Annotated in this window: 20 protein-coding genes; 14 read left to right on the top strand and 6 right to left on the bottom strand. The window is 55.4% G+C overall.

Annotated elements, in window-relative coordinates:
• The 12 genes from rsfS to QCD60_RS04760 all read left to right on the top strand — a co-directional run bounded on the left by rsfS (window position 1) and on the right by QCD60_RS04760 (window position 11,991).
• Window positions 1-339: a ribosome silencing factor gene (gene rsfS, locus QCD60_RS04815; RefSeq protein ID WP_104151940.1), complete on the top strand. Its 339-nt coding sequence runs from the start codon at window positions 1-3 to the stop codon at window positions 337-339.
• Window positions 339-806, top strand: a complete 468-nt coding sequence (gene rlmH, locus QCD60_RS04810; protein WP_104151939.1) for a 23S rRNA (pseudouridine(1915)-N(3))-methyltransferase RlmH — start codon at window positions 339-341, stop codon at window positions 804-806. Before rsfS ends, rlmH begins: the two co-directional genes overlap by 1 nt.
• Window positions 807-812: 6 nt before the next feature.
• Entirely contained in the window at window positions 813-2,753 is a 1,941-nt protein-coding gene (gene mrdA, locus QCD60_RS04805; RefSeq protein ID WP_104151938.1) for a penicillin-binding protein 2, read from the top strand.
• Window positions 2,754-2,803: 50 nt separating this feature from the next.
• Window positions 2,804-3,958, top strand: coding sequence for a rod shape-determining protein RodA (gene rodA / locus QCD60_RS04800; RefSeq protein WP_279782926.1), 1,155 nt, complete (start codon window positions 2,804-2,806; stop codon window positions 3,956-3,958).
• Between the two features lie 132 nt (window positions 3,959-4,090).
• Window positions 4,091-5,092: a lytic murein transglycosylase B gene (mltB, locus tag QCD60_RS04795; RefSeq protein WP_279782924.1), complete on the top strand. Its 1,002-nt coding sequence runs from the start codon at window positions 4,091-4,093 to the stop codon at window positions 5,090-5,092.
• Window positions 5,089-6,117, top strand: coding sequence for a septal ring lytic transglycosylase RlpA family protein (locus tag QCD60_RS04790; RefSeq protein ID WP_279782922.1), 1,029 nt, complete (start codon window positions 5,089-5,091; stop codon window positions 6,115-6,117). The genes mltB and QCD60_RS04790 overlap by 4 nt, the downstream gene beginning before the upstream one ends.
• A gap of 115 nt (window positions 6,118-6,232) precedes the next feature.
• Window positions 6,233-7,429, top strand: coding sequence for a D-alanyl-D-alanine carboxypeptidase family protein (locus QCD60_RS04785; protein WP_324767218.1), 1,197 nt, complete (start codon window positions 6,233-6,235; stop codon window positions 7,427-7,429).
• A 191-nt stretch (window positions 7,430-7,620) separates the two neighbouring features.
• Complete coding sequence (locus QCD60_RS04780) at window positions 7,621-8,472, top strand: D-amino acid aminotransferase (protein ID WP_279782920.1); 852 nt, start codon at window positions 7,621-7,623, stop codon at window positions 8,470-8,472.
• 65 nt (window positions 8,473-8,537) lie between these two features.
• A complete protein-coding gene (locus QCD60_RS04775) occupies window positions 8,538-8,816 on the top strand; it encodes a DUF493 family protein (protein ID WP_279782918.1) in 279 nt (92 codons plus the stop codon).
• Window positions 8,816-9,508, top strand: a complete 693-nt coding sequence (gene lipB, locus QCD60_RS04770; protein WP_279782916.1) for a lipoyl(octanoyl) transferase LipB — start codon at window positions 8,816-8,818, stop codon at window positions 9,506-9,508. Before QCD60_RS04775 ends, lipB begins: the two co-directional genes overlap by 1 nt.
• 118 nt (window positions 9,509-9,626) lie before the next feature.
• Window positions 9,627-10,529 (top strand): lipoyl synthase, encoded by a 903-nt coding sequence (lipA, locus tag QCD60_RS04765; protein WP_279787880.1) that lies wholly within the window; start codon window positions 9,627-9,629, stop codon window positions 10,527-10,529.
• A 130-nt stretch (window positions 10,530-10,659) separates the two neighbouring features.
• Window positions 10,660-11,991 (top strand): IS4 family transposase, encoded by a 1,332-nt coding sequence (locus QCD60_RS04760; RefSeq protein WP_279782914.1) that lies wholly within the window; start codon window positions 10,660-10,662, stop codon window positions 11,989-11,991.
• A gap of 66 nt (window positions 11,992-12,057) precedes the next feature.
• Here QCD60_RS04760 and QCD60_RS04755 read toward each other — a convergent pair whose 3' ends face one another.
• The 4 genes from QCD60_RS04755 to leuS form a co-directional block, all read right to left on the bottom strand.
• Window positions 12,058-12,408: a hypothetical protein gene (locus QCD60_RS04755; protein ID WP_279782912.1), complete on the bottom strand. Its 351-nt coding sequence runs from the start codon at window positions 12,406-12,408 to the stop codon at window positions 12,058-12,060.
• A gap of 319 nt (window positions 12,409-12,727) precedes the next feature.
• Complete coding sequence (gene holA / locus QCD60_RS04750; RefSeq protein WP_279782910.1) at window positions 12,728-13,759, bottom strand: DNA polymerase III subunit delta; 1,032 nt, start codon at window positions 13,757-13,759, stop codon at window positions 12,728-12,730.
• A gap of 13 nt (window positions 13,760-13,772) precedes the next feature.
• Entirely contained in the window at window positions 13,773-14,255 is a 483-nt protein-coding gene (gene lptE / locus QCD60_RS04745; protein WP_104151928.1) for an LPS assembly lipoprotein LptE, read from the bottom strand.
• Window positions 14,256-14,327: 72 nt separating this feature from the next.
• A complete protein-coding gene (gene leuS / locus QCD60_RS04740; RefSeq protein WP_279782907.1) occupies window positions 14,328-16,919 on the bottom strand; it encodes a leucine--tRNA ligase in 2,592 nt (863 codons plus the stop codon).
• A 177-nt stretch (window positions 16,920-17,096) separates the two neighbouring features.
• Between leuS and QCD60_RS04735 the strand changes: the two genes are divergently transcribed.
• Window positions 17,097-17,618, top strand: a complete 522-nt coding sequence (locus tag QCD60_RS04735; protein WP_110188175.1) for a zinc ribbon-containing protein — start codon at window positions 17,097-17,099, stop codon at window positions 17,616-17,618.
• Window positions 17,619-17,961: 343 nt separating this feature from the next.
• A complete protein-coding gene (cysG, locus tag QCD60_RS04730; RefSeq protein WP_279782904.1) occupies window positions 17,962-19,353 on the top strand; it encodes a siroheme synthase CysG in 1,392 nt (463 codons plus the stop codon).
• Window positions 19,354-19,390: 37 nt separating this feature from the next.
• Here cysG and QCD60_RS04725 read toward each other — a convergent pair whose 3' ends face one another.
• On the bottom strand, window positions 19,391-20,617 hold the full coding sequence (locus QCD60_RS04725; protein WP_279782902.1) for a multidrug effflux MFS transporter: 1,227 nt from the start codon (window positions 20,615-20,617) through the stop codon (window positions 19,391-19,393).
• 186 nt (window positions 20,618-20,803) lie between these two features.
• The gene (locus QCD60_RS04720) at window positions 20,804-21,334 is read right to left on the bottom strand and encodes an NUDIX hydrolase (protein ID WP_104151923.1); all 531 of its coding nucleotides are present in this window, start codon (window positions 21,332-21,334) and stop codon (window positions 20,804-20,806) included.
• Between the last annotated feature and the right edge of the window lie 160 nt (window positions 21,335-21,494).

Genomic DNA, 21,494 nt, shown 5'->3' with positions numbered 1-21,494 from the left:
ATGGAAACAACAGTTTTACTCAGCGAGATTGATAACCTGCTGGCCGATATGAAGGCCAAAGAAATCAAGGTATTGGATGTCCGTGGCCTGTCCAGTGTGACTGACTATATGGTGATTGCGTCCGGTACATCAAACCGTCACGTCAAGGCCATTTCCGAATACCTGACCGAGGAGGTTAAGAAGCGTGGTCTGCAGCCTATGGGTGTAGAGGGGCGCGAGGCATCAGAATGGGTACTGGTTGACCTGGGTGATGTGGTGGTGCACGTCATGCAGCCACAGGCTCGTGCCTTCTATGATCTTGAGCGTCTGTGGGCACGTCCTGAGGGCGCTGCACACTAATGAAAATTCGCCTGTTGGCCGTAGGGTCGAAGATGCCTGGCTGGGTTGAGCAGGGCTATCAGGAATATGCCAAACGGCTGCCGGCGGAGATGTCACTGGAGCTGATTGAGCTGCCTATGGGACACCGTGGCAAGAACGCTGACCTAGTGCGGGCGATCCGCCAGGAAGGCGATGCCATGCTTGCCGCCATCGGTGCTCAGGACCGGGTCATTGCGCTGGATGTCAAAGGTAAGCCCTGGAGCACCGAAGATCTGGCGCAGCAACTCAGTGACTGGCGCATGGAGGGGGTTAACATCAGTTTGCTGGTCGGTGGCCCTGACGGACTGGACAGCCGCTGCTTGCAGCGAGCTGATGCCAAATGGTCGCTGTCGGCGCTGACTCTCCCCCATCCTCTGGTCAGGGTGGTACTGGCGGAACAACTGTATCGCGCCTGGACCATTCTGCAGGGTCATCCCTACCATAAGTAAAGGTTTATGCCCGGCTCCTTTCAACGCGATCAGCTGACAATACGCAATCACGGACAGGAGAAGCGCCTGTTCAACAGCCGGGTAGTGACTGCCTGGCTGCTGATCATGGTACTTATCCTGGTGTTGATCGGGCGGCTGCTCTATCTGCAGGTCTACCAGTACGACCGCTTCGTCACGCTGTCTGATCAGAACCGGGTACAGCTGGTGCCCATTGCCCCCACCCGCGGACTGATTTATGACTCCAAGGGCGATTTGCTGGCGGACAACCGGCCGAACTTTACACTCACCGTCACCAAGGAAAAGGCGGATGACATTGATCAGCTGATTGATGACATTGGTCATATCATTACGCTCGATCAGACTGATGTGGACCGCTTCAAGCGTCGCATGAAACTGCGTCGCAGGCCCTATGAGTCAGTACCTCTGAAGCTGTCACTCAGCGAAGAGGAAATCGCGGCCATCTCTGTGAATCAGTACCGTTTGCCGGGCGTTCAGGTTGAGGCTGATCTGGTGCGGCATTACCCCTATTCGTCAGATATCGTTCATGCGATGGGATATGTCGGGCGAATCAACGAGCGTGAGCTGCAGCAGGTTAATGCTGAGAATTACAGTGCCACCCACTACATCGGTAAGCTGGGTGTTGAGCGTTACTATGAAGATGCTCTGCATGGCCAGGTCGGGATGCAGAAGGTTGAAACCAATGCCCGTGGACGCATCCTGCGGGTACTGGAAAAGGAAATGCCCAAGCCGGGTCTGGATCTGACGCTGTATCTGGATCTGGATCTGCAGCATATGGCAGAAAAGGCGCTGGCAGGGCGTCGTGGAGCGGTAGTTGCTCTGGATCCTAAGACAGGCGGCATTCTGGCGCTGGTTAGCGTGCCGGGATATGACCCCAACGAGTTTGTCACAGGGATCAGTTTCAACCGCTACAAGGCCCTGCAGGATGACCCGGACCTGCCGTTGTTCAACCGTTCTCTGACCGGTCGCTACCCACCTGCTTCCACCGTCAAGCCCATGATGGGTATTGCTGCCAACGAGTCAGGTACCATCAATCTGGGCTACAAGGTGTTTGACCCGGGCTGGTACCAGATTAACGGCAAGGGGCGTAAGTACCGTGACTGGAAGCGCTGGGGGCACGGCCTGCTGGATCTTGATCAGGCGATCGCGCAGTCCTGCGACGTTTTCTTCTACGATGTCGGCCACAAGATGGGCATTGACGTCATGTCCGACTGGTTCCATCGCTTTGGTTATGGCCAGGTGGGCAGCCTTGACCTGCCTGAAGCCAGCAAGGCCATCTTGCCTTCCCGTGACTGGAAACAGCGTATGTATAAGCAAGCCTGGTTCCCCGGCGACTCGGTCAACATGAGCATCGGTCAGGGGTATTTTCTCGCGACGCCGATGCAGCTTGCCACTTCCACCGCGATTATTGCCAACCGTGGCAAGTGGGTCATGCCGCGCATGCTCAAGCATTTTGGCGACCCGGAGCATGTGATCACCGCGGACATGGACCCTATGGTGGCAGAGTATGAACGCCGCGCTGCGGAGCAACGGGCGCAGCTGCCACCGGATATCGATCTGAAAAATCCGCAGCTGTGGGATTACATCACTAATGCCATGGTCAACGTGGTCAATGGCCGCACCGGTACTGCCCGTAAAATTGGTAAAGATGCGGCTTACAAGATCGCAGGTAAGACCGGTACTGCGCAGGTAGTGGGGATCAAACAGGATGAGCGCTACGACGCCAGCAAGCTGGATGAGCGCCACCGTGACCACAGTCTGTTCATTGGTTTTGCTCCGGCGGATGATCCCAAACTGGTCGTTTCCGTCATTGTGGAGAACAGTGCCGGGGCGGCAGCAGGTGTTGCCAGGCAAGTGATGGATGCCTATCTGCTGGGTAAGGACCCGGACGACAATCCCATCGGCGATATTCCTCATGATGCTGACTGAGCCAGCATCATGAGTCGTTACAGTAAGCCTCTGGCGGCAAAGGTAGTGCTATGAAACAGGTGGACTTTCAGCGGTCATTGCAAGGCGGTGCAGATGGTTTTGCACCGCCACCGACAATCTGGCAGAAGCTGCACCTGGATCCCTGGCTGATGCTGCCTTTCCTGCTGCTGATGGGATATGGCCTGATCATTCTCTACAGTGCCTCGGAAGGCGACATGGGATATGTCGAGCGTCAGGCGCTGCGTTTTCTCATGGCCTTTATGGTGATGTGGGGGTTTGCCTGGATACCGCCGCGTTACCTTCGCAATATTGCGCCCTGGCTCTATGTCTTTGTCGTGGGATTGTTGCTGGCAGTGCTGCTGGTCGGTGTGGGGGCCAAAGGCGCGCAGCGCTGGCTGGAGATCCCTGGCCTGCCGCGCTTTCAGCCTGCCGAGTTGATGAAGCTGGTACTGCCGATGACCATTGCTCTGTGGCTGTCGAACAAAAAGATCCCACCGCGCTTCAGTCATATCATTATCGGCTTGCTGATTATTGCTATTCCGGTACTAATGATCGCCAAGCAGCCTGACCTTGGAACATCGATCCTGATTGCTGCATCCGGGGTCTTTGCTATCTTGCTGGCAGGTGTCCCCTGGCGCTGGGTGTTACTGGCGCTTGGTGCTGCTATCTCTGCTTTGCCTGGGTTATGGATGGTGATGCGAGAGTATCAGCGTCAGCGTGTACTGACTTTTCTTGATCCTGAAAGCGATCCGCTGGGTTCTGGCTGGAATATTATCCAGTCGAAAACGGCTATTGGTTCCGGCGGCCTGTTCGGCAAGGGCTGGATGGCTGGCACTCAGTCACAGCTGCATTTCCTGCCAGAAAGTCATACTGACTTTATCGTGGCGGTATTAGGTGAGGAGTTTGGCTTCGTTGGTATTGCCGTACTGCTATGCCTGTACATGATGATTCTGGCACGTGGGCTATATCTGTCGACGCAGGCAGAAGACCTGTTCGGCCGGCTGCTGTCGGGTAGTCTGGTGCTGACTTTCTTCGTCTATATCTTCGTTAACATCGGCATGGTCAGTGGCCTGCTGCCGGTAGTAGGTGTTCCCTTACCGCTGGTAAGTTATGGCGGGACCTCGGTGGTTACTTTGATGACAAGCTTTGGTATGGTGATGTCCGTGTATTCACACCGCTCGCGGCAGGGATTAATGCATAAGTAGCGACCACAGGCGGTGCTGTTTACTCTGCCAGTCTGGCGGTTGTCCAAAAGGTACGGAACGGCAGGTTCGCAGGTAGCAAGCGCAGGATCAGTAGTCGTTGTAGTAACGGCTCAGAACAAGCAAAAGGTTTTTATGGGAAAGGCACGGTTATACGCAGGTATGGTTCTGGCCCTGTCACTGCTGGGCAACGCCTGGGCAGATGGATATGCAGACTATCCCGAAGCGCAACAGATGGCGCAGCAGCTGGATAAAGAAGGGATCCGCAAGGACTGGGTACTTCAGGTGTTGTCTCAGGCGGAACGTAAGGACAGCATTCTAGAAGCTATCAGCAAACCGGCCGAGCGTCGTCTGAACTGGTCGGAATACCGCAAGATCTTTCTAACTCAGGCCCGCATCAACAAGGGTGTTGCCTTCTGGAATGCCAATGAATCGGCATTAAGTCGTGCCGAAGCCCAGTATGGTGTGCCTGCCGAGGTTATCGTTGCCATCATCGGTGTAGAAACCAGTTATGGCGGCAATATGGGTAATTACCGTGTGGTTGATGCGCTCTCAACACTGGGCTTTGACTATCCAAAACGGGGCGAGTTCTTCCGTAAGGAGCTGGCCAATTACCTGCGTATTACCTACAAAGAAAAACTCGACCCGCTGACCTTTAAAGGGTCTTATGCCGGCGCGATGGGGTATGGACAATTCATGCCCAGCAGCTACCTGCAGTATGCCGTCGACTTCAATGGCGATGGCGTTCCTGATATCTGGGAAGATCCTGTTGATGCCATTGGCAGTGTGGCCAACTACTTCGCTGGTCACGGTTGGGTAGCGGGTGGGGTGACCGTATTGCCGGTTATGCCACCTGCAGGTGAGGGCTGGAAGTCGCTTGTGCAGACGGGGCTCAAACCGAATACGCCACTCAACCAGATACGTCAGGCCGGTATCCGTGTACCTGATTTTCTGGGCAATCAGAATGGTTTGCTGATGGCACTGGAAACAGACAAAGGGCAGGAGTACTGGCTGGGTCTGGATAACTTCTATGTTATTACCCGTTATAACCATAGCCGTCACTACGCTATGGCGGTCTATCAGTTGGCTCATGAAGTAAAGATGGCGCGTGACGCCGCTGGAGAAAAAAGTAAATGAGGTGGTTGCTCGTTCTTTTGAGCATAGTGTCGGTATTGCTGGCGGGTTGTTCATCAACCGGTACGCGCACTGAAAATGCTGGCCGCTATTCCATCAGTAAAGATCGTGGGCCGAGCGAATATCGCGATGTGGCGCAAATCCCCGATGCCGTGCCGCAAGTAATGCCTTATTCCAAGTGGGGCAACAAGACTCCCTATGAAGTCTGGGGAAAAACCTATAGCGTCATGCCCAGTCATATCGGTTATCGGGCTGACGGGTTGGCTTCCTGGTACGGCGAAAAGTTCCATGGTCATCGTACCTCCAGCGGAGATGACTACGATCTGTATGGCATGAGTGCTGCGCACAAGTCTCTGCCTATTCCCAGCTTTGCCAAGGTCACCAACCTTGATAATGGCCGCAGTGTCATTGTCAAAGTCAATGATCGTGGCCCCTTTCACGAAGACCGGCTGATTGATTTGTCCTATGCGGCAGCGGCCAAACTGGGTTATGCCGACAAGGGCACGGCCCGTGTGCGGGTTGAATCCATTGATGCGGCCAAATGGCAGCGTGATCACTACCACACCAGTGTTGCTACTTCGGAGCCTTTGGAGACTTCTACGGGTCTTACCGCTGTGACACTGGAGTCCAAGCCGGTCGCGCCTATCAAAACTTCTGCGACACCGCGTATGGGGAGCAGTAGTACGAGCAGCCTGCCAGCAGTGTCCTCGACCCGTGTAGTCGGGACGCCTGCACCTGTTGTGGCGAGTAGCAAGCCCACATTATCTGCGACCTCTGCGCCACTGGCAGCGGGAAATTATCTGCAGGTAGCCGCTTTTAGCTCGGCGCAGGCTGCAGATCAGCTCAGTCAAAGATTGAAACTGGAGTTGGGGGAGCAACGTGCTAAAGTCGACCCCGCCGAAGTGAATGGCCAGACGCTTTACCGTGTGAAGATTGGTCCACTGCGTGAGGGTGAGGATGTTTCCTCGCTTTCGGCAGGCCTTGAGGGAATCGGTTTAAGTCAGCCCTACCTTGTGAAGTTGCCTTGAGGCCCACAAGGGCGGTCAGAGTGAAGGTGCTGAAAGCGCTATCACTCTGAGCGTTGCTGGAGGGCTTTCCGGTTAAATTGTTGTTCGTCAGTGAAATCCAAAGACCGAACCTGTCATGTTGAATACAGTACGTACCCTTAGTGCAAGTTTCCTCACCGTTCCTTTGCTGTTTTCCGCCGTGGGAGTGCATGCCGAAACGGTGCCTCTCCCCACTCCTGCGCCTGTCAATCAGGTAATGGTGCCTGCTGCGCCGGACATCGCTGCCAAATCCTATATTCTGATGGAGGCCACAACCGGCCAGATTCTGGTGGCCAGCAACGAGCACGAGCGGCTTCCCCCGGCCAGTCTGACCAAGTTGATGACGGCTTACATTGCTGAGTCAGAGATGGATCGTGGCCGTCTGAAGCCCAATGATCTGGTCAATATCAGCGTTAACGCCTGGAAGACCGGCGGCTCCCGCATGTTCGTTCGTGAGGGGACTCAGGTACCGGTCATGGACCTGATGCGCGGTATCGTCATTCAGTCAGGGAACGATGCCACGGTGGCCATGGCGGAACACATTGCCGGCAGTGAAGATGCGTTTGCTGATCTGATGAACCAGATGGCTCAGCGCCTGGGTATGAAAGATACCCACTTCATGAACCCTACGGGCTTGCCCCATCCCAATCACTACTCCAGCGCTTATGACATGGCAATTCTGGCGCGCGATATCATCCAGAACTACCCCGATCACTACGCCCTGTATGCTGAGAAAGAGTTCACCTACAACAACATCCACCAGCCTAACCGCAACCTGCTGCTGGATCGTGATCCCAGCGTTGACGGCCTGAAAACCGGCCATACCGATGAGGCCGGTTATTGCCTGGTAGCGTCTGCCAAGCGGGATAATACTCGTCTCATCGGCGTGGAGTTTGGAACCGACAGCATTCAGGCTCGCGCCCAGGAAATGCAAAAGCTGCTGGCTTATGGTTACCGCTACTATGAAACTCAGCACCTGTACGATGCTAAACAGTCTCTGCAGAGCCTGCGTATCTGGGGTGGTGATGTTGACCAGCTGTCAGTGGGTCTGGCGACGCCGCTGAATGTGGTTATTCCACGTGGTCAGGGGGCAAATCTGCAGGCCTCTCTGGAAGTGAACCATGCGCTGGAAGCACCGATTGCCGAAGGTGAGCAGATGGGTACTGTCAGCATCAAGCTGGGTGATCAGGTGGTGCGTCAGGTGCCGCTGGTTGCGCTGAATAAAGTTGAAGAGGGTGGCTTCTTCAAGCGTATGAGCGATAGCGTGATCCGTAAGGTTCAGGGCTGGCTGTAACGTATAGAACTGCTCCCCTGACGTAAGGCGTTGCGCCTTTCATGGGGGATGGATTCTGTGTTAACCGTCACAAGTAACTCCCTTCATGCCCTGGCATGAAGGGAGTTATTTTTTTGCCTGATCGAAGGTATCAGCACTGTGTGCTGGCCTTCAGCAGCTGAAGCTGGAATGACGATGAGAGGAGAGTGTCCATGTCGACGGTATACCTCAATGGAGTCTTTATGGCGGCGGAGGAAGCAAAAGTCTCGGTATTTGATCGGGGCTTTCTGTTTGCTGATAGCGTCTATGAGCTAATTCCTGTCGTTGATGGCCAGGGTCTGGAGATGCAGGCCCATCTGCAGCGTTTCGCCACTAGTCTCAAGGCTATCGGCATTACTGTTGAAATGGACTGGCAGAAGCTCTGTCTGCAGCTGGTTGAGCGTAACGGCGGTGGTCATCAGGCAGTCTATCTCCAGGTCTCCCGTGGCAGTGAAGGTCGTCGAAGCATGACCTACAGCGCTGCCATTCAGCCGACGGTGTTTGCCTGTTGTCAGCCCATTCCGGCTCCTCTGGCTAGGCCAGTGGAACAGGTCAATGGCGTCAAAGTGGTGTTGACTGAGGATGTGCGCTGGGGTCGTTGCGACATCAAATCGACCATGCTGTTGCCGAACATACTGGCCCGACAACTGGCGCAGCGCACCGGTGCGGAAGATGCGTTGCTGGTCAAGGAGGGGCTGGTGCTCGAAGGATCGAGCTGCAATCTCTTTATTGTGCGTCATGGAGAGATTGTGACACCGCCGCTCAGTCCCCATATCCTAGGGGGAACGACCCGAAGTCTGTTGCTGCAACTGGCCAGGCAGGCAGCGATGCCTGTCTTTGAAGCGGATATAAGCGTGGCTGAGCTCTGCAGTGCAGATGAGGTGTGGCTTAGCTCCTCGTCGCGCGGTGTGCTGCCAGTGGTTAAAGTGGATGAGCAGTCTGTTGCAAATGGACAACCGGGTCCCGTTTGGGCAAAAATGGCTGCCCTCTATCAGCAGCATACGGGTACCTATACCCAGCCTTGAGTTTCCGGACGCACAGGCTCCGTTATGACGCATCGTATAAGATTCATTAGCAGGACAGACGGCATATGAAAGAAACCGATCCGCAAGCACCAAAGATCGAGTTCCCTTGCCCCAATTACCCCATCAAGGTGATGGGAGATAACGTACCGCACTATAGCCGGGTCGTTATCGAAATTATTGAGCGTCACGCCCCCGGCTTTGATCAGGCCATCATTCGTGAGAGCATCAGCCGTAATGGTCGTTTCGTATCTCTGACCATGGAAATTACCGCTACAGGCACAGCTCAGTTGCAGGCCATGTTTGATGATCTGAAAGGTACTGGGCTGGTGAAAATGGTGCTCTGATGCAGGACAGCGAGAAGACTGAGTCTGCTGTGGAGTTTGTCAGGTCACTGATTGTCCGGGATCTCGGGGTGCAGCCCTATGAGCCGATCTGGAAAGCCATGCAGTGCTTTACCGATCAGCGTGGACCTGAGCAACAGGATGAGATCTGGATCGTTCAGCACGCCCCGGTGTTCACTCAGGGGCAGGCGGGTAAAGCCGAGCACGTCCTGGCTCCAGGCGATATCCCGGTAGTCAATGTGGATCGTGGCGGCCAGGTCACCTATCACGGCCCCGGTCAGCTGGTGTGTTATTTACTGCTCGATTTGCGCCGTAATCATATTGGTGTCAGGGAACTGGTGACACTGATGGAAAACGCGGTAGTGACCGTATTGGGGCAGTATGGTATCAGCTCTTATCCCAAGGCCGATGCGCCTGGCGTCTACGTCGATGGCGACAAGATTTGCTCATTGGGGTTGCGTGTTCGCCGCGGCTGCAGTTTTCATGGCCTGGCACTCAATGTAGACATGGATCTCAGCCCTTTCCAGCGTATCAACCCTTGTGGCTATCAGGGGCTACAGATGACTCAAGTCGTGGCGCATCACCCTGGCATCACAGTGTCCGATGTCTCTGCTGCGCTGCAGAAATACCTGACTGCAAAGTTAGGCTATACTCACACCTCTTTTTACCAGCATCTGGACCACGTTTATGTCTGAGCATGTACAGCCCCTCGTTGCGGAACCCCACACTGCGGCCAGTGACGCTGCCGTAGTTGTTGAACCCAATACTCCCAAGCGGGTTGAACAAGGCGTCAAACTTCGAGGTGCCGATAAGATGGCGCGTATCCCGGTCAAAATCATGCCGACCGAAGAGATGCCGCGTAAGCCTTCCTGGCTGAAGGTTCGTATTCCCGCTTCTCCTGAAGTACAGCGTATCAAGGCCAAACTGCGTCAGCACAAGCTGGCCTCGGTCTGTGAGGAAGCCAGCTGCCCTAACCTGGGTGAGTGCTTTAGCAAGGGCACTGCTACCTTCATGATCATGGGTGAGATCTGTACCCGTCGCTGTCCTTTCTGTGACGTGGCGCACGGGCGTCCCAATGCTCTGAGCAAGGATGAGCCACGCGAACTGGCTGAAGCGATTGCCGATATGGGTCTTCGCTATGTCGTTATCACCTCGGTAGATCGTGATGATCTGCGCGACGGTGGTGCGCAGCATTTTGCTGAATGTATCCGTGAAACCCGTGAGCGCTCACCGAAGATCGAAATCGAAGTGCTGGTGCCTGACTTCCGTGGCCGTATGGATATCGCTCTGGATATTCTTGCTGGCACACCACCCGATGTCTTCAATCACAATATGGAATCGATCCCACGGCTGTATCGGAAGATTCGTCCTGGTTCTGACTACCAGTGGTCATTGACCCTGTTGCAGCGTTACAAGGCGATGCGTCCTGAGGTCAAAACCAAGTCGGGCCTGATGCTGGGGTTGGGTGAGACCAATGAAGAGATCGTCCAGGTACTGAAAGATTTGCGTGCGCACGATGTGGACATGGTTACCATGGGACAATATCTGCAGCCTTCGCGCCATCACTTGCCGGTAGACCGGTTTGTTACGCCGGAAGAGTTTGCTGAGCTTGGGCGCATTGCCGAGGATCTGGGCTTCCTGCATGTTGCCAGCGGCCCTCTGGTTCGCTCCAGTTATCATGCCGATAAGCAGGCACATGGTGAGAAAGTAAGCTGATTCTTACTACCTCCTTCTGTAAAAAAACAAAAGCAGCCCACGGCTTAATGCCAGTCAGTTAAGCCCAACAGCTTGACCTTTTGCGCCCTGAAACGAAAATCCGATGCTTGTTTTGAGCATCGGATTTTTTATGCGACTGTCCCGCGCCTTGGCACTGACTCACGAAGCCGCTTCTACTACTCACGCCCTTGATGAACTGGGGGCGCTGCTTGATCCAGACCTGGTCAGCACCGCACTGGAAACGGCGGGAGTGGCGACCTTACGTAAGCGACGTCTCCCCCTTGAAGCCATGATCTGGTGCGTGATCGCCATGGCGTTGTTTCGCCGGATGTCAGCCTGGGATGCCGCTAGCCGTATGGGCATCATGCTGCCTGGACAGAGGCCATTGGTAGCACCCAGTGCCATCGTGCAAGGTCGGCAACGCTTGGGCAGTGCGGCGGTGCGAGAAGTCTTTTCCCTGACGCAACAACGCTGGCATGCCAGCGCCAATCACCCCACCTGGGCGGGTTTGCGCCTGCTCAGTGTCGATGGCGTGGTCTGGCGCACACCGGATACGGACGACAACCGCAAGCACTATGGCAGTGCCAGTAACCAGCATGGCGATACCGGCTTTCCTCAAGTGCGCATGGTCTGCCAGATGGAACTGACCAGTCACATGCTGGTGAGCAGTGCTTTTGCCGGCTACCACAGCAACGAGATGAAGCTGGCCGAACAACTGATCGACAGCACACCCGATCACTCGCTGACCTTGTTCGACCGTGGCTTCTATTCGCTGGGGCTTCTTCATCGCTGGCAACAAACAGGCACTCAGCGCCATTGGCTACTGCCGCTGCGCAAGGATGCTCAATATGAGGTGCTATACAAGCTGGGACGCCAGGATGCCATCGTCTCGCTAAAGACCTCGCCGCAGGCGCGTAAGCAATGGCCCGAGCTGCCCGACACGCTACAGGCCAGGTTATTAAGCAAGACCATCAAGGGCAAAGTCCGGCAAGTACTGACTTCGATGATCGATCCTCTGCGCTTTCCGCCAGATGACATCGTGGATCTGTACAGCCAGCGTTGGGAAATCGAATTGGGCTATCGAGAAATGAAGCAAGGCATGCTCGCGGGTCACTACACACTGCGCAGTAAAACGCCGGAGATGATTGAACAAGAGCTGTGGGGCGTACTGCTGGGGTACAATCTGCTGCGTTATCAAATGCTGGAAATGAGTCGCCACTGCCCTGGCATCTCCCCCTGCGAAATGAGTTTCACCGCCTGCACCTGGGCGATCCTGGGCTTCTTGAACGGGGTCTCTTTGAATCATCCAGGCAACATCCCTCGCTACCTGGCTGAACTACAGGCTTCGGCCATGCACTACGTCCTGCCTCATCGACGTGAGGAGCGCAGTTACCCGCGGGTGGTCAAGCCCAAGCCGTCCAAGTATCCGACCAGAAATAAAAATGCCAGTCAGCTTAACTGACTGGCATTAGCCCACGGCTGCTTTTGTTTTTTGGCGATGTCCTTTTTAACAAGGTACCGCTGCAGTTTACTGCGGTGGTGGCATGTCACTCTGCGGCGGATGATCGGGGCGGCAGGCCATGACCTTTTCACCCTGAGGCGGTGGTGGCATGTCGTTGCCTGACTGTTGTGGCTGAGGTGGCTGCTGATTTCCCTGACCTTCCTGTGGAGGGCGCATGGGGGGAGCGCTGCTACACACGCCGCTGACAGTTTCACCCTGTCGACCCAGGAATGAACAGGCCTGGCCTTCCTGCTTGCTGGCGCACGCCTCTATTGCCACTTTGGGTATATGAGGGCCTTTGTGATCGTCATTGGCCAGCGCAGCACCCGTGGTGCAACTGCCGAGTACCAACAACAGGGCAGTCAATCTCTGTTGCATTGTCGTGTCCTTGAGTGAGGGGAGTGACTTCCTGTACAAGTGTAGCGGCATTCGGCAAAGGGGAAGGTCAAAGATCTGTCTGGTGAATGTAAAGAGCAGGCCGGGTGCGCAGGCCCTGTCGCAATCATCACGGCAATCTCAGAGCGCGTGCATGGTTGCGGACTCGTGGCAGACAAGGCGAAAGCAGTGAGGCGACGCATTTTACCTGTGGTAGTAGTGTGCCTGAATGGGCATTAGCGGGCTTATCAACGTCATGTGGTCGATGTCTGCGAATCGTGAGTACGTGCTGAACTGACGGCAGGTGCACGGGTAAGCTCTGTCATTGACGGTAGAAAGGTAAGGGCAGGGGATGGCCTGTCAGATGAGATAGCCACAATTCCAGTTCAGTCCAGAACAGGGCGGTCTGCCCTGTCTTACTAAAGACATCCAGTTGCTGAGCCTGTCGCAGCAGAGCCATCAGTAATACCGGGCGGCAACGCTGCGCTGCTTTGCGAAGAGGAATCTGGCGCTGTTGAGGAAATATCCTGGCCTGTCGGCAGGCATTGTCAAAGTTCATACCGTCACGTTGCAGGCGTAGCAGTTGCAGCAGATCACGTAACTCACGAGTTAATGCCCATAACATCAATGTGGGCTCGGCGCCGTCCTGACGTAGGTGTGACAGGATGCGCAGCGTCGCTGGCCAGTCGCCACTGAAAGCAACTCGACACAGATCGTAGACGTCATGACGCGCGTGGTTACCTACCAGATCGAGGATCTGTTCATCATCGATTTCGGCGCCATCACTGACCAGAGCCAGCATATCCAGCTCCTGCATAGCGGCGAGCAGGTTTCCCTCTACTCGTTGTGCCAGGACTTCCACTGCTGCGGTTGTCAGGCGCAGGCCCTTTTGCTTGGCACGTTGAGCCAGCCAGCGAGGGAGCCCCTGAGCATCCATTGGCCAGATTTGTATCAGCACACCGGCCTGCTCGATAGCATTGACCCACTTGGCCTTCATCGCACTGCTGTCGAGTTTGGGTAAGGTAAGCAGTAACACCGTGTCCTGTGGCGGACGTGAGGCGTACTCAAGCAGTGCCTTGCTGCCTTGATCGTTCGGCTTGCCTGACAGCCTGACATCCAGCAGCTTTTGCTCTGCAAACAGAGAGAGGCTATTGGCAGAGGCCAGCACCTGTTCCCAGTTGAAGCCGGACTCCACATGAAAAACCTCCCGGTCACCGAAGCCACGCTTGCGCGCCTGGCTACGGATCTGGTCGGCACATTCCTGCATCAGTAAAGGCTCGTCACCGGTCAGCATATAGACCGGTGACAGACCTTTATCGAGGTGAGAGTCGAGTTGCTCAGCTTTGAGCTTCATGCGGGGCTACTTGTTACTCGCGGGGTTCAACACGGTGTTCCGCTGCACGATAGCGCATCAGCAGCTGATTGAGCAGTTCGCCCAGCATCTCATCGCGTATCTGAGCTTCCTGAGTATCAGAAGCCAGCAGTGTGTCCTGGTTGTAACGATAAGTGCGTTCCAGTCGCAGCTTCTTCGGCACATTAGGCGTGTCAGCCGAGGGGTTGACCAGCTTGTAGGTCAGCGTGGTGGTCAGCAGATATTCAGTTGCAGAGCCATCACTGCCCAACAGACTGCGGTCACGACGCTCGTCCACATACATGATCTGCATGTAGTCGCCGCCATGGTAGCTGCCATCAATACCCAATTGTGTCAGCTTGGCCTGAACCCGTTCTTCCAGAGGGGATTTGGCTTTCACTGGCATCACCAGACCGGTTTCGCCATTCTGGGCGCCACGCAGCTGGAAACCACAACCAGCCAGCCACAGGGCACTCAACAGCACTATCCAAAAACGCATGCTTATCTCCTTGCTTGAAGTGAGCAACGCGCGACATCTGGTCGCGCGTCAAGCCTTGTCTCTGAGGGGCTATCAACCACCCACAACGATGTTGACCAGCTTACCTGGAACAACAATCACCTTGCGGACGGTCTGATCTGCTACGTGGCGCTGTACGTTGTCTTCAGCCAGTGCCAGCTGCTGAATCACGCTGCGCTCGGTATCAGCCGCAATGGTGATCTTGCCACGGGTCTTGCCGTTGACCTGCACTACCATGTCAACAGTAGTACGTACCAGAGCAGCGCTGTCTACCTTGGGCCAAGCGCTGTCGCAGACCGCTTCACTGTGACCCAGATCCAGCCACAGTTGATGGCTGATATGGGGAGTGATGGGAGAAAGCAACTGCACGGCCATAGACAGGGCTTCGTGCTCCACCGCCAGCCCCTGCGCCGAGCTGTCGCTGAATTTGGAGATGGCGTTGCACAGCTCCATCACTGCGGCAATGGCCGTGTTGAAGGTGTGACGGCGATCGATGTCGTCGGTCACTTTCTGAACTGTTTCATGAGCCTTGCGGCGTAGATCACGCTGTTCTTCTGTCAGATTGGCCACATCCAGTGCGCCAGCCTGACCTTTGACGGCATGGTCGTTGACCAGTTTCCACATCCGCTTGAGGAAGCGGTTGGCACCTTCGACGCCGGAATCAGACCACTCCAGTGACAGTTCGGGCGGTGCTGCGAACATCATGAACAGGCGCACGGTGTCGGCACCGAAGCGGTCGATCATGGTTTGTGGATCGATGCCGTTGTTCTTTGACTTGGACATCTTGCTCATGCCGGCAGACAGCACCGGCTCGCCATCACTGTTCAGGGTGGCGCTGACAATATTGCCCTTGTCGTCACGCTTGACGGTGACATCCAGTGGTGAATACCAGTGCTGACCACCTTTCTCATCTTCACGGTAGTAGGTGTCAGCCAGCACCATGCCCTGCGTCAGCAGGTTCTCGAAGGGTTCATCCGAGCTGACCAGGCCCATGTCGCGCATCAGCTTGTGGAAGAAGCGTGAATAGAGCAAGTGCAGGATGGCGTGTTCGATACCGCCGATATACTGGTTGACCGGCGTCCAGTAGTTGGCCTCACCGTCCAGCATGGCGTTATTGCAGTTGCGGCTGGCAAAACGTGCGTAGTACCAGGACGACTCCATAAAGGTGTCGAAGGTATCGGTTTCACGTTCAGCTGCACCACCGCATTTCGGGCAGGTGGTTTCATAGAACGATGGCATTTTCTTGATGGGGGAGCCGACGCCATCAAATTCGATGTCTTCGGGCAACACCACTGGTAACTGTTCTTCCGGAACGGGCACGGCACCACAGCAGGCGCAGTTGATCACCGGAATGGGGGCACCCCAGTAACGCTGACGCGATACGCCCCAGTCACGCAGACGGTAATTGATGGTGACCTTGCCTGCACCCTGTTCTTCGAGGGTGGCGGCGATGGCTTTAAAGGCGATCTCGGAAGTCAGGTCATCGAAATCGGCAGAGTTGATCAGCACGCCTTTTTCAGTCAGCGCTTCCTTGTCGAGATTGACTTCGATCTTGTCATTCTCAGGTTTGATGACCTGAATGATCGGCAGGTTGTATTTTCTGGCAAACTCCCAGTCGCGCTGGTCGTGTGCAGGCACAGACATGACAGCGCCTGAACCGTAGTCCATCAGTACGAAGTTGGCGGTCCAGACCGGAATTTTCTTGCCGGTCAGCGGATGAATAGCCACGAAACCGGTATCGAAGCCTTCTTTCTCCAGCTTCGCCATATCCGCTTCGGCCACCTTCAGATGGCGGCAACGCTCGATATAGGCGGCCAGTTCAGGATTGTGCTCGGCGGCTTTCAGTGCCAGTGGGTGTTGTGAAGCAACCGCCACATAGGTCACGCCGTACAGGGTGTCAGGACGGGTAGTAAATACCGACAGCGGCTCTTCGCCTTCAACCGCGAACTGCAGATCCACCCCTTCGGAGCGACCGATCCAGTTGCGCTGCATGGTTTTGACCTGCTCCGGCCAGCCTTCCATCTTGTCCAGATCAGCCAGCAGCTCATCAGCATAATCAGTAATTTTCAGGAACCACTGGGGGATTTCCTTGCGCTCAACCGGAGCACCAGAGCGCCAGCCTTTGCCATCAATCACCTGTTCGTTGGCCAGTACAGTCTGGTCTACCGGGTCCCAGTTGACTACTGCGTTTTTCTTGTAGACCAGCCCTTTGTCCATCAGCTTGGTGAAGAACCATTGCTCCCAGCGATAGTACTCGGGGTGGCAGGTGGCGATTTCACGCTGCCAGTCGTAGCCAAAGCCAAGACGCTTCAGCTGGTTACGCATGTAATCGATGTTTTCGTAGGTCCACTTGGCGGGAGGAACATTGTTCTTGATAGCTGCGTTTTCAGCAGGCAGACCAAACGCGTCCCAGCCCATAGGTTGCAGCACATTCTTGCCGAGCATGCGTTGATAGCGGGTGATTACGTCACCAATAGTGTAGTTACGCACGTGCCCCATATGCAGTCGGCCGCTGGGGTAGGGGAACATGGACAGGCAGTAGAACTTCTCTTTGCTGTCGTCCTGTGACACTTCAAAGGTTTTGTTGTCTTCCCAGAATCGCTGGGCGGCGGCTTCGATGTCGTGCGGTTGATAGTGTTCGTTCATTCTGCTTGGTATCTGCTGTTCCGGATGGCCGCCAGGTCTGGCCTGGAGCTCGCCGTAGGGTTGACGCCAGTCAGACAGTCGTCAGATTCCGATGCTGTGTCGTGGCTGGGGGTCGCGGATTGGTAAGGCAAGCATTATAACCTAGAGAAACAACTGTGCCACTGCAAGGAGAAGGCGATGTCAGATCAGCAAAATCAAGGGAAACAGGTCTCGCTCTATCAGCGTCTGCTGGCGCGGATGGAGCAGTTGCTGGAAAGTGTGGAGGATCGGTCCTGGAAGGCGATTCAGGACCGGCTTGAAGAGGCCGCCAAACTCGAACTGGCCGCCGAGGATATGACCAAAGATGAGATCGAGCTGCTCAAGGCCTGGGTGCGGCGTGACATTCATTCGATGGCAACCAATGCTGGCTCCTCCCGGGAGGAACTCAAACGCTGGTTACAGTTTGATATAGAGCTGCTGGAGCATCGTACTGCTGACATGCTGCTCAGTCTGGCTGATCGCAGTCAGCTGGACATGCTGGAACTGCAGCATCGTCTTACACTCGAAGATGATGTGTACGTCAGTGGCGAGGTGGCAGCCCCCGGCACCTTTAAATGCAATGAGTGTGGCCATATGCATTGCATGACAGAGGCGGGCAGCATAAAACCCTGTCATGTCTGTAATAATCACTATTTTGTGCGGATCACCCGGCAAGGCTGATCAGTGTCGACAGTCAGAAATCAACGGTAGGTGACAGGCGCAGATCTGGCACTTACCGGGCCAGCCGAATGGATGGTTAGAAAAATTTACGCTTTATATAGAAAATAACGATATTGCATCAGGGTTTAATATTGCCTTTGGCTATATTAGCATCGGTCGCTGTTAAGAAGGTGTTCACGATCTCGCGCCAGACAAGGCGAGAAGAGCTGAGGAAGCGGAGTTTACTTGACGTAAATGAGCAGCCGAAGGTCTTTTCAACGCCGTATAACTGACGCGCAGCAGACCGTGAGCACGTTCCAAGTCTGTCACCGTGGTTGGGACGTCAGTACAGGTCTGCTAGTAGATGAAATCGTTACCCTTGTTTTTCGTCAGTCAGGGACGCCGGGCTCTGCTTATCGGTGGTGGTATGCAGGCAGAGGCCAAGTTGCGCCCCTTGCTGGAAGCGGGCTTCGAGGTTCATCTTGTTGCTGATGTGCTGGTACCCAATGTCGAACGCGCGTTGATGGACGCGGGAGCACATTACGAGATTCGCCACTGGCAGGAGGCGGACCTTGATCAGGCTGATCTGATCATTGCGGCCGATGTCAGCCAGCAGGAAGCTGAGCTGCTTGCTCAGCTGGCCTCGGTACGACATATCCCTATCAACGTTGTGGATCGTCCTTCTCTTTGCTCGGTGACCTTTCCTGCCCGGATTCAGCGTGGTGATGTGCAGCTTGCGGTGGGAACCGCTGGCAAGGCGACGCTGTTAGCTACCATTCTGCGTGAAGAGCTTGAACAGCTGTTACCCGCTGGCCTCGGCGAACTGGCTGAGGCGCTGGCGCAGAGTAAAGATCGATGGCAGGCAGCGTTGCCCAAGGGCGCACCACGACGTGACTGGCTGCGCAGCGTCTGGCAGGAAGCCAAACTGGGCTTGCCGCTGCAGCCGCAGGCGGTAGCGGACTGGTTGCAGCAGCGTCTTCCCGCCGAACGTACTCAGAACGGTATGGTCGTGCTGGTAGGCGCTGGGCCGGGTGACCCTGATCTGCTGACGCTGAAAGCATTGCGCGCACTGCAGCATGCCGATGTCATTATCTATGACCGGCTGGTATCGCCCGCGATTCTCACCATGGCGAGAGCGGATGCCGAACGCATCTATGTCGGCAAGAACAAAGGCCTGCATAGTCTGCCGCAGGATCAGATCAACGCCTTGCTGGTCGAGCAGGCGCAGGCTGGCAAGCTCGTCGTACGACTGAAGGGCGGAGATCCCTTTATCTTTGGTCGCGGAGGCGAGGAGGTTGAGGAGCTGATGGCGGCAGGCATTTCCTGTCAGGTGATACCCGGTATCACTTCAGCATCAGGCTGCTCAGCGTACTGTGGCATTCCCCTTACTCATCGTGATCATGCCCAGAGTGTGACCTTCATTACCGGCCATCTGCAGAACATCAACGGCAATCCTCAGGACAGCGAGTTGAATCTGCCCTGGACGTCATTAGCACGTCCACAGCAGACAGTGGTGTTCTATATGGGGTTGACTGCACTGGGCGCTATAGTCACAGGGCTGCTGAGTGGCGGTATGAGCCAGAGCACACCTGTTGCCCTTATTCAGCAGGGTACCTGCCCGGAACAACAGCTGCTGCTGTCGACACTGGCAGAGGTGGAGGCAGATCTGCAACGCCAGCCACTGGCATCACCGACCCTGATTATTGTTGGCAATGTGGTGACCTGTGCACCTCAGTGGGAGGCAAGAAAAGGCTGAGGGAATACTCAGCCTTCATATTTCGTGGTGCATGCTTTTAGTGAATTTCACCCAGCTTGCGGCGAATGATCAGCACCACGATCAGTGCCAGTACTCCAAGCAGCGCAAATCCACCGATCAGGGGAAGTACGGTACCGTTGAACGCCTGTCCAATCACGATGCCGATAGGGACAGAGACCAGCGTGGACAGGCAGCCTACTACCGCAGCACCCACGCCTGCGATATGGCCCAGTGGTCCCATTGCCAGCGCGTTGAGGTTGCCAAACAGCAGGCCAACACAGAACAGCAGTGGCAGTAAAAAAACCATCAGGACCGACAGAGGCGGCAGCCCTCCCATCATCGCCGATACGACGAAGCAGATCAGACTGATCACTGATACGGCCATCAGTGCATAAGTGGCGATTTTTTGCATGCCAAAACGCACCACCAGGCGTGCATTGGCTACCGAGGCAAGACCAATTGCCAGCGCCAGGGCAGCGAAGACAGCGGGGAAGTGTTCACCCAAGCCGTATTCCACCTGAAACAGCTGTTGTGCCGTATTGAGATAAGCAAGGAAGGCCCCTTGCACGATACCGGTCACCAGAGTGAAGCCGAGCGCCACCGGCGTATGACAGACCTCGCGAATGGCGCGCAGGATATTCCTGAGTGAGAAAGGTTTGCGTCGCTCAGGTGTCAGCGTTTCGGGCTGGCGCAGTTGCAGCCATACCAGCGCAGCAATGGCCATCAACAGCAGCAGTACGAAGATGCCCTGCCATTCGGTAAACAGCAGAATAGCTTGTCCTACCGCAGGTGCCATGGCGGGCACAATGATGAACACGCTCATCACGTAGGACAGCACCTGCGCCATCATGCGTCCTTCAAAGCGGTCACGGATCAGTGCTACGGCGACAATCCGCGGGCCTGAAACGCCCACGCCCTGCAGTAAGCGCCCCAGCAGCATCATGTTGAAGTCAGTCGCAAAGATGGACAGCAGGCTGCCAATGATGAAAAGCCCGTAACCCAGATGAATGGCGGGTTTGCGGCCGATACTGTCAGACAGGGGGCCGTAGATCATTTGGCCAACAGCCATACCAAGCATCAGGATGGAGACAATCAGCTGGTTGCGGTTGGGCTCGTTGACGCCCAGATCGCGACCAATATCGGGCAGGGCGGGCAACATGGCATCAATAGACAGCGCAACCAGAGAAATAATGAACGCCATCAGCACAATAAATTCTTTCGAAGCGCCGTGCTCGTGGCTATTGGAGGAAGTGGAAGAGGACATGCAGTCTCCATGGCACCAGAGCACTGTCTTTGCCCTGGTGAAATTAATGTTCAGATACAGAGGTTCACGATCTCACGATGATCACTGGCCTAAGGCGAGCTGTTCTTTGTCTGGGGGCCGATAGCAGCCAGATTATTTCGGGAAAATAGCGTGCCGCTGTTACCAGCGTGTGGCAGTGTGCCGTGGTCAGTGATTCAGGTCGATATGACGGGTGGGGAACACGCCGTTGCGCCGATCTTCGAAGTACAGCTTCAGCGCATTACTGATGGTCAGAAAGGCCAGCTCGTCCCATGGGATTTCTTCTTCACTGAACAGCCTGACCTCAGTACTTTCAGGGCCTGCAGCATATTCGGGGTGTGGCAACTCGGCCAGATAGAGCATCTGCACCTGATTGATGTGGGGGATACTGGTGATGGTGTAAAGTTCACCCACCTCCACTCTGGCCAGCGCTTCTTCCCAGGTTTCTCTTGCCGCAGCCTGACGTGTTGTTTCGCCGTTTTCCATAAAGCCTGCTGGCAGCGTCCAGTAGCCTTGCCGGGGGGCAATGGCGCGTCGACACAACAGAATCTGCTGCTGCCAGACTGGCAGGGTGCCAGCGATGATACGAGGATTCTGATAGTGAATGGCACCGCAGTGATTGCACATATAGCGCTGACGGTCGTCACCTGGTGGGATCTGGTGGGCGACGGGATGACCGCACTGACTGCAGAAATTCATGCATATTCCTCAAATTCGGGTGCCGGAGGCGTACTTTTGCTCTATAAAACTTAACAGGGAAACCGCTCAGCCATCAGGTAATAGCTTGTTATCCGGATTATCCTGCACTAGAGGCTTTCAGGGCGATGCTGTGATTGGATCCAGTATCGCACTTACCACC

Origin of the sequence: Pokkaliibacter sp. MBI-7, from assembly GCF_029846635.1 — a bacterium.
Taxonomy (GTDB): Bacteria; Pseudomonadota; Gammaproteobacteria; order Pseudomonadales; family Balneatricaceae; genus Pokkaliibacter.
Note: the sequence above shows the minus strand (reverse complement) of the source record. Positions and strands in the feature narration are given on the sequence as shown.

What these genes read in the sequence shown, in the direction of transcription:
- mltB (WP_279782924.1), top strand. Translation starts at nt 4,091, where the DNA reads ATGGGAAAGGCACGGTTATACGCAGGTATGGTTCTGGCCCTGTCACTG.
- QCD60_RS04735 (WP_110188175.1), top strand. Translation starts at nt 17,097, where the DNA reads ATGTCAGATCAGCAAAATCAAGGGAAACAGGTCTCGCTCTATCAGCGT.
- cysG (WP_279782904.1), top strand. Translation starts at nt 17,962, where the DNA reads ATGAAATCGTTACCCTTGTTTTTCGTCAGTCAGGGACGCCGGGCTCTG.
- QCD60_RS04755 (WP_279782912.1), bottom strand. Translation starts at nt 12,408, where the DNA reads ATGCAACAGAGATTGACTGCCCTGTTGTTGGTACTCGGCAGTTGCACC.
- lipB (WP_279782916.1), top strand. Translation starts at nt 8,816, where the DNA reads ATGCAGGACAGCGAGAAGACTGAGTCTGCTGTGGAGTTTGTCAGGTCA.
- rsfS (WP_104151940.1), top strand. Translation starts at nt 1, where the DNA reads ATGGAAACAACAGTTTTACTCAGCGAGATTGATAACCTGCTGGCCGAT.
- QCD60_RS04780 (WP_279782920.1), top strand. Translation starts at nt 7,621, where the DNA reads ATGTCGACGGTATACCTCAATGGAGTCTTTATGGCGGCGGAGGAAGCA.
- leuS (WP_279782907.1), bottom strand. Translation starts at nt 16,919, where the DNA reads ATGAACGAACACTATCAACCGCACGACATCGAAGCCGCCGCCCAGCGA.
- QCD60_RS04785 (WP_324767218.1), top strand. Translation starts at nt 6,233, where the DNA reads ATGTTGAATACAGTACGTACCCTTAGTGCAAGTTTCCTCACCGTTCCT.
- lptE (WP_104151928.1), bottom strand. Translation starts at nt 14,255, where the DNA reads ATGCGTTTTTGGATAGTGCTGTTGAGTGCCCTGTGGCTGGCTGGTTGT.
- rodA (WP_279782926.1), top strand. Translation starts at nt 2,804, where the DNA reads ATGAAACAGGTGGACTTTCAGCGGTCATTGCAAGGCGGTGCAGATGGT.
- mrdA (WP_104151938.1), top strand. Translation starts at nt 813, where the DNA reads ATGCCCGGCTCCTTTCAACGCGATCAGCTGACAATACGCAATCACGGA.
- QCD60_RS04760 (WP_279782914.1), top strand. Translation starts at nt 10,660, where the DNA reads ATGCGACTGTCCCGCGCCTTGGCACTGACTCACGAAGCCGCTTCTACT.
- lipA (WP_279787880.1), top strand. Translation starts at nt 9,627, where the DNA reads ATGGCGCGTATCCCGGTCAAAATCATGCCGACCGAAGAGATGCCGCGT.
- QCD60_RS04775 (WP_279782918.1), top strand. Translation starts at nt 8,538, where the DNA reads ATGAAAGAAACCGATCCGCAAGCACCAAAGATCGAGTTCCCTTGCCCC.
- holA (WP_279782910.1), bottom strand. Translation starts at nt 13,759, where the DNA reads ATGAAGCTCAAAGCTGAGCAACTCGACTCTCACCTCGATAAAGGTCTG.
- QCD60_RS04725 (WP_279782902.1), bottom strand. Translation starts at nt 20,617, where the DNA reads ATGTCCTCTTCCACTTCCTCCAATAGCCACGAGCACGGCGCTTCGAAA.
- QCD60_RS04720 (WP_104151923.1), bottom strand. Translation starts at nt 21,334, where the DNA reads ATGAATTTCTGCAGTCAGTGCGGTCATCCCGTCGCCCACCAGATCCCA.
- rlmH (WP_104151939.1), top strand. Translation starts at nt 339, where the DNA reads ATGAAAATTCGCCTGTTGGCCGTAGGGTCGAAGATGCCTGGCTGGGTT.
- QCD60_RS04790 (WP_279782922.1), top strand. Translation starts at nt 5,089, where the DNA reads ATGAGGTGGTTGCTCGTTCTTTTGAGCATAGTGTCGGTATTGCTGGCG.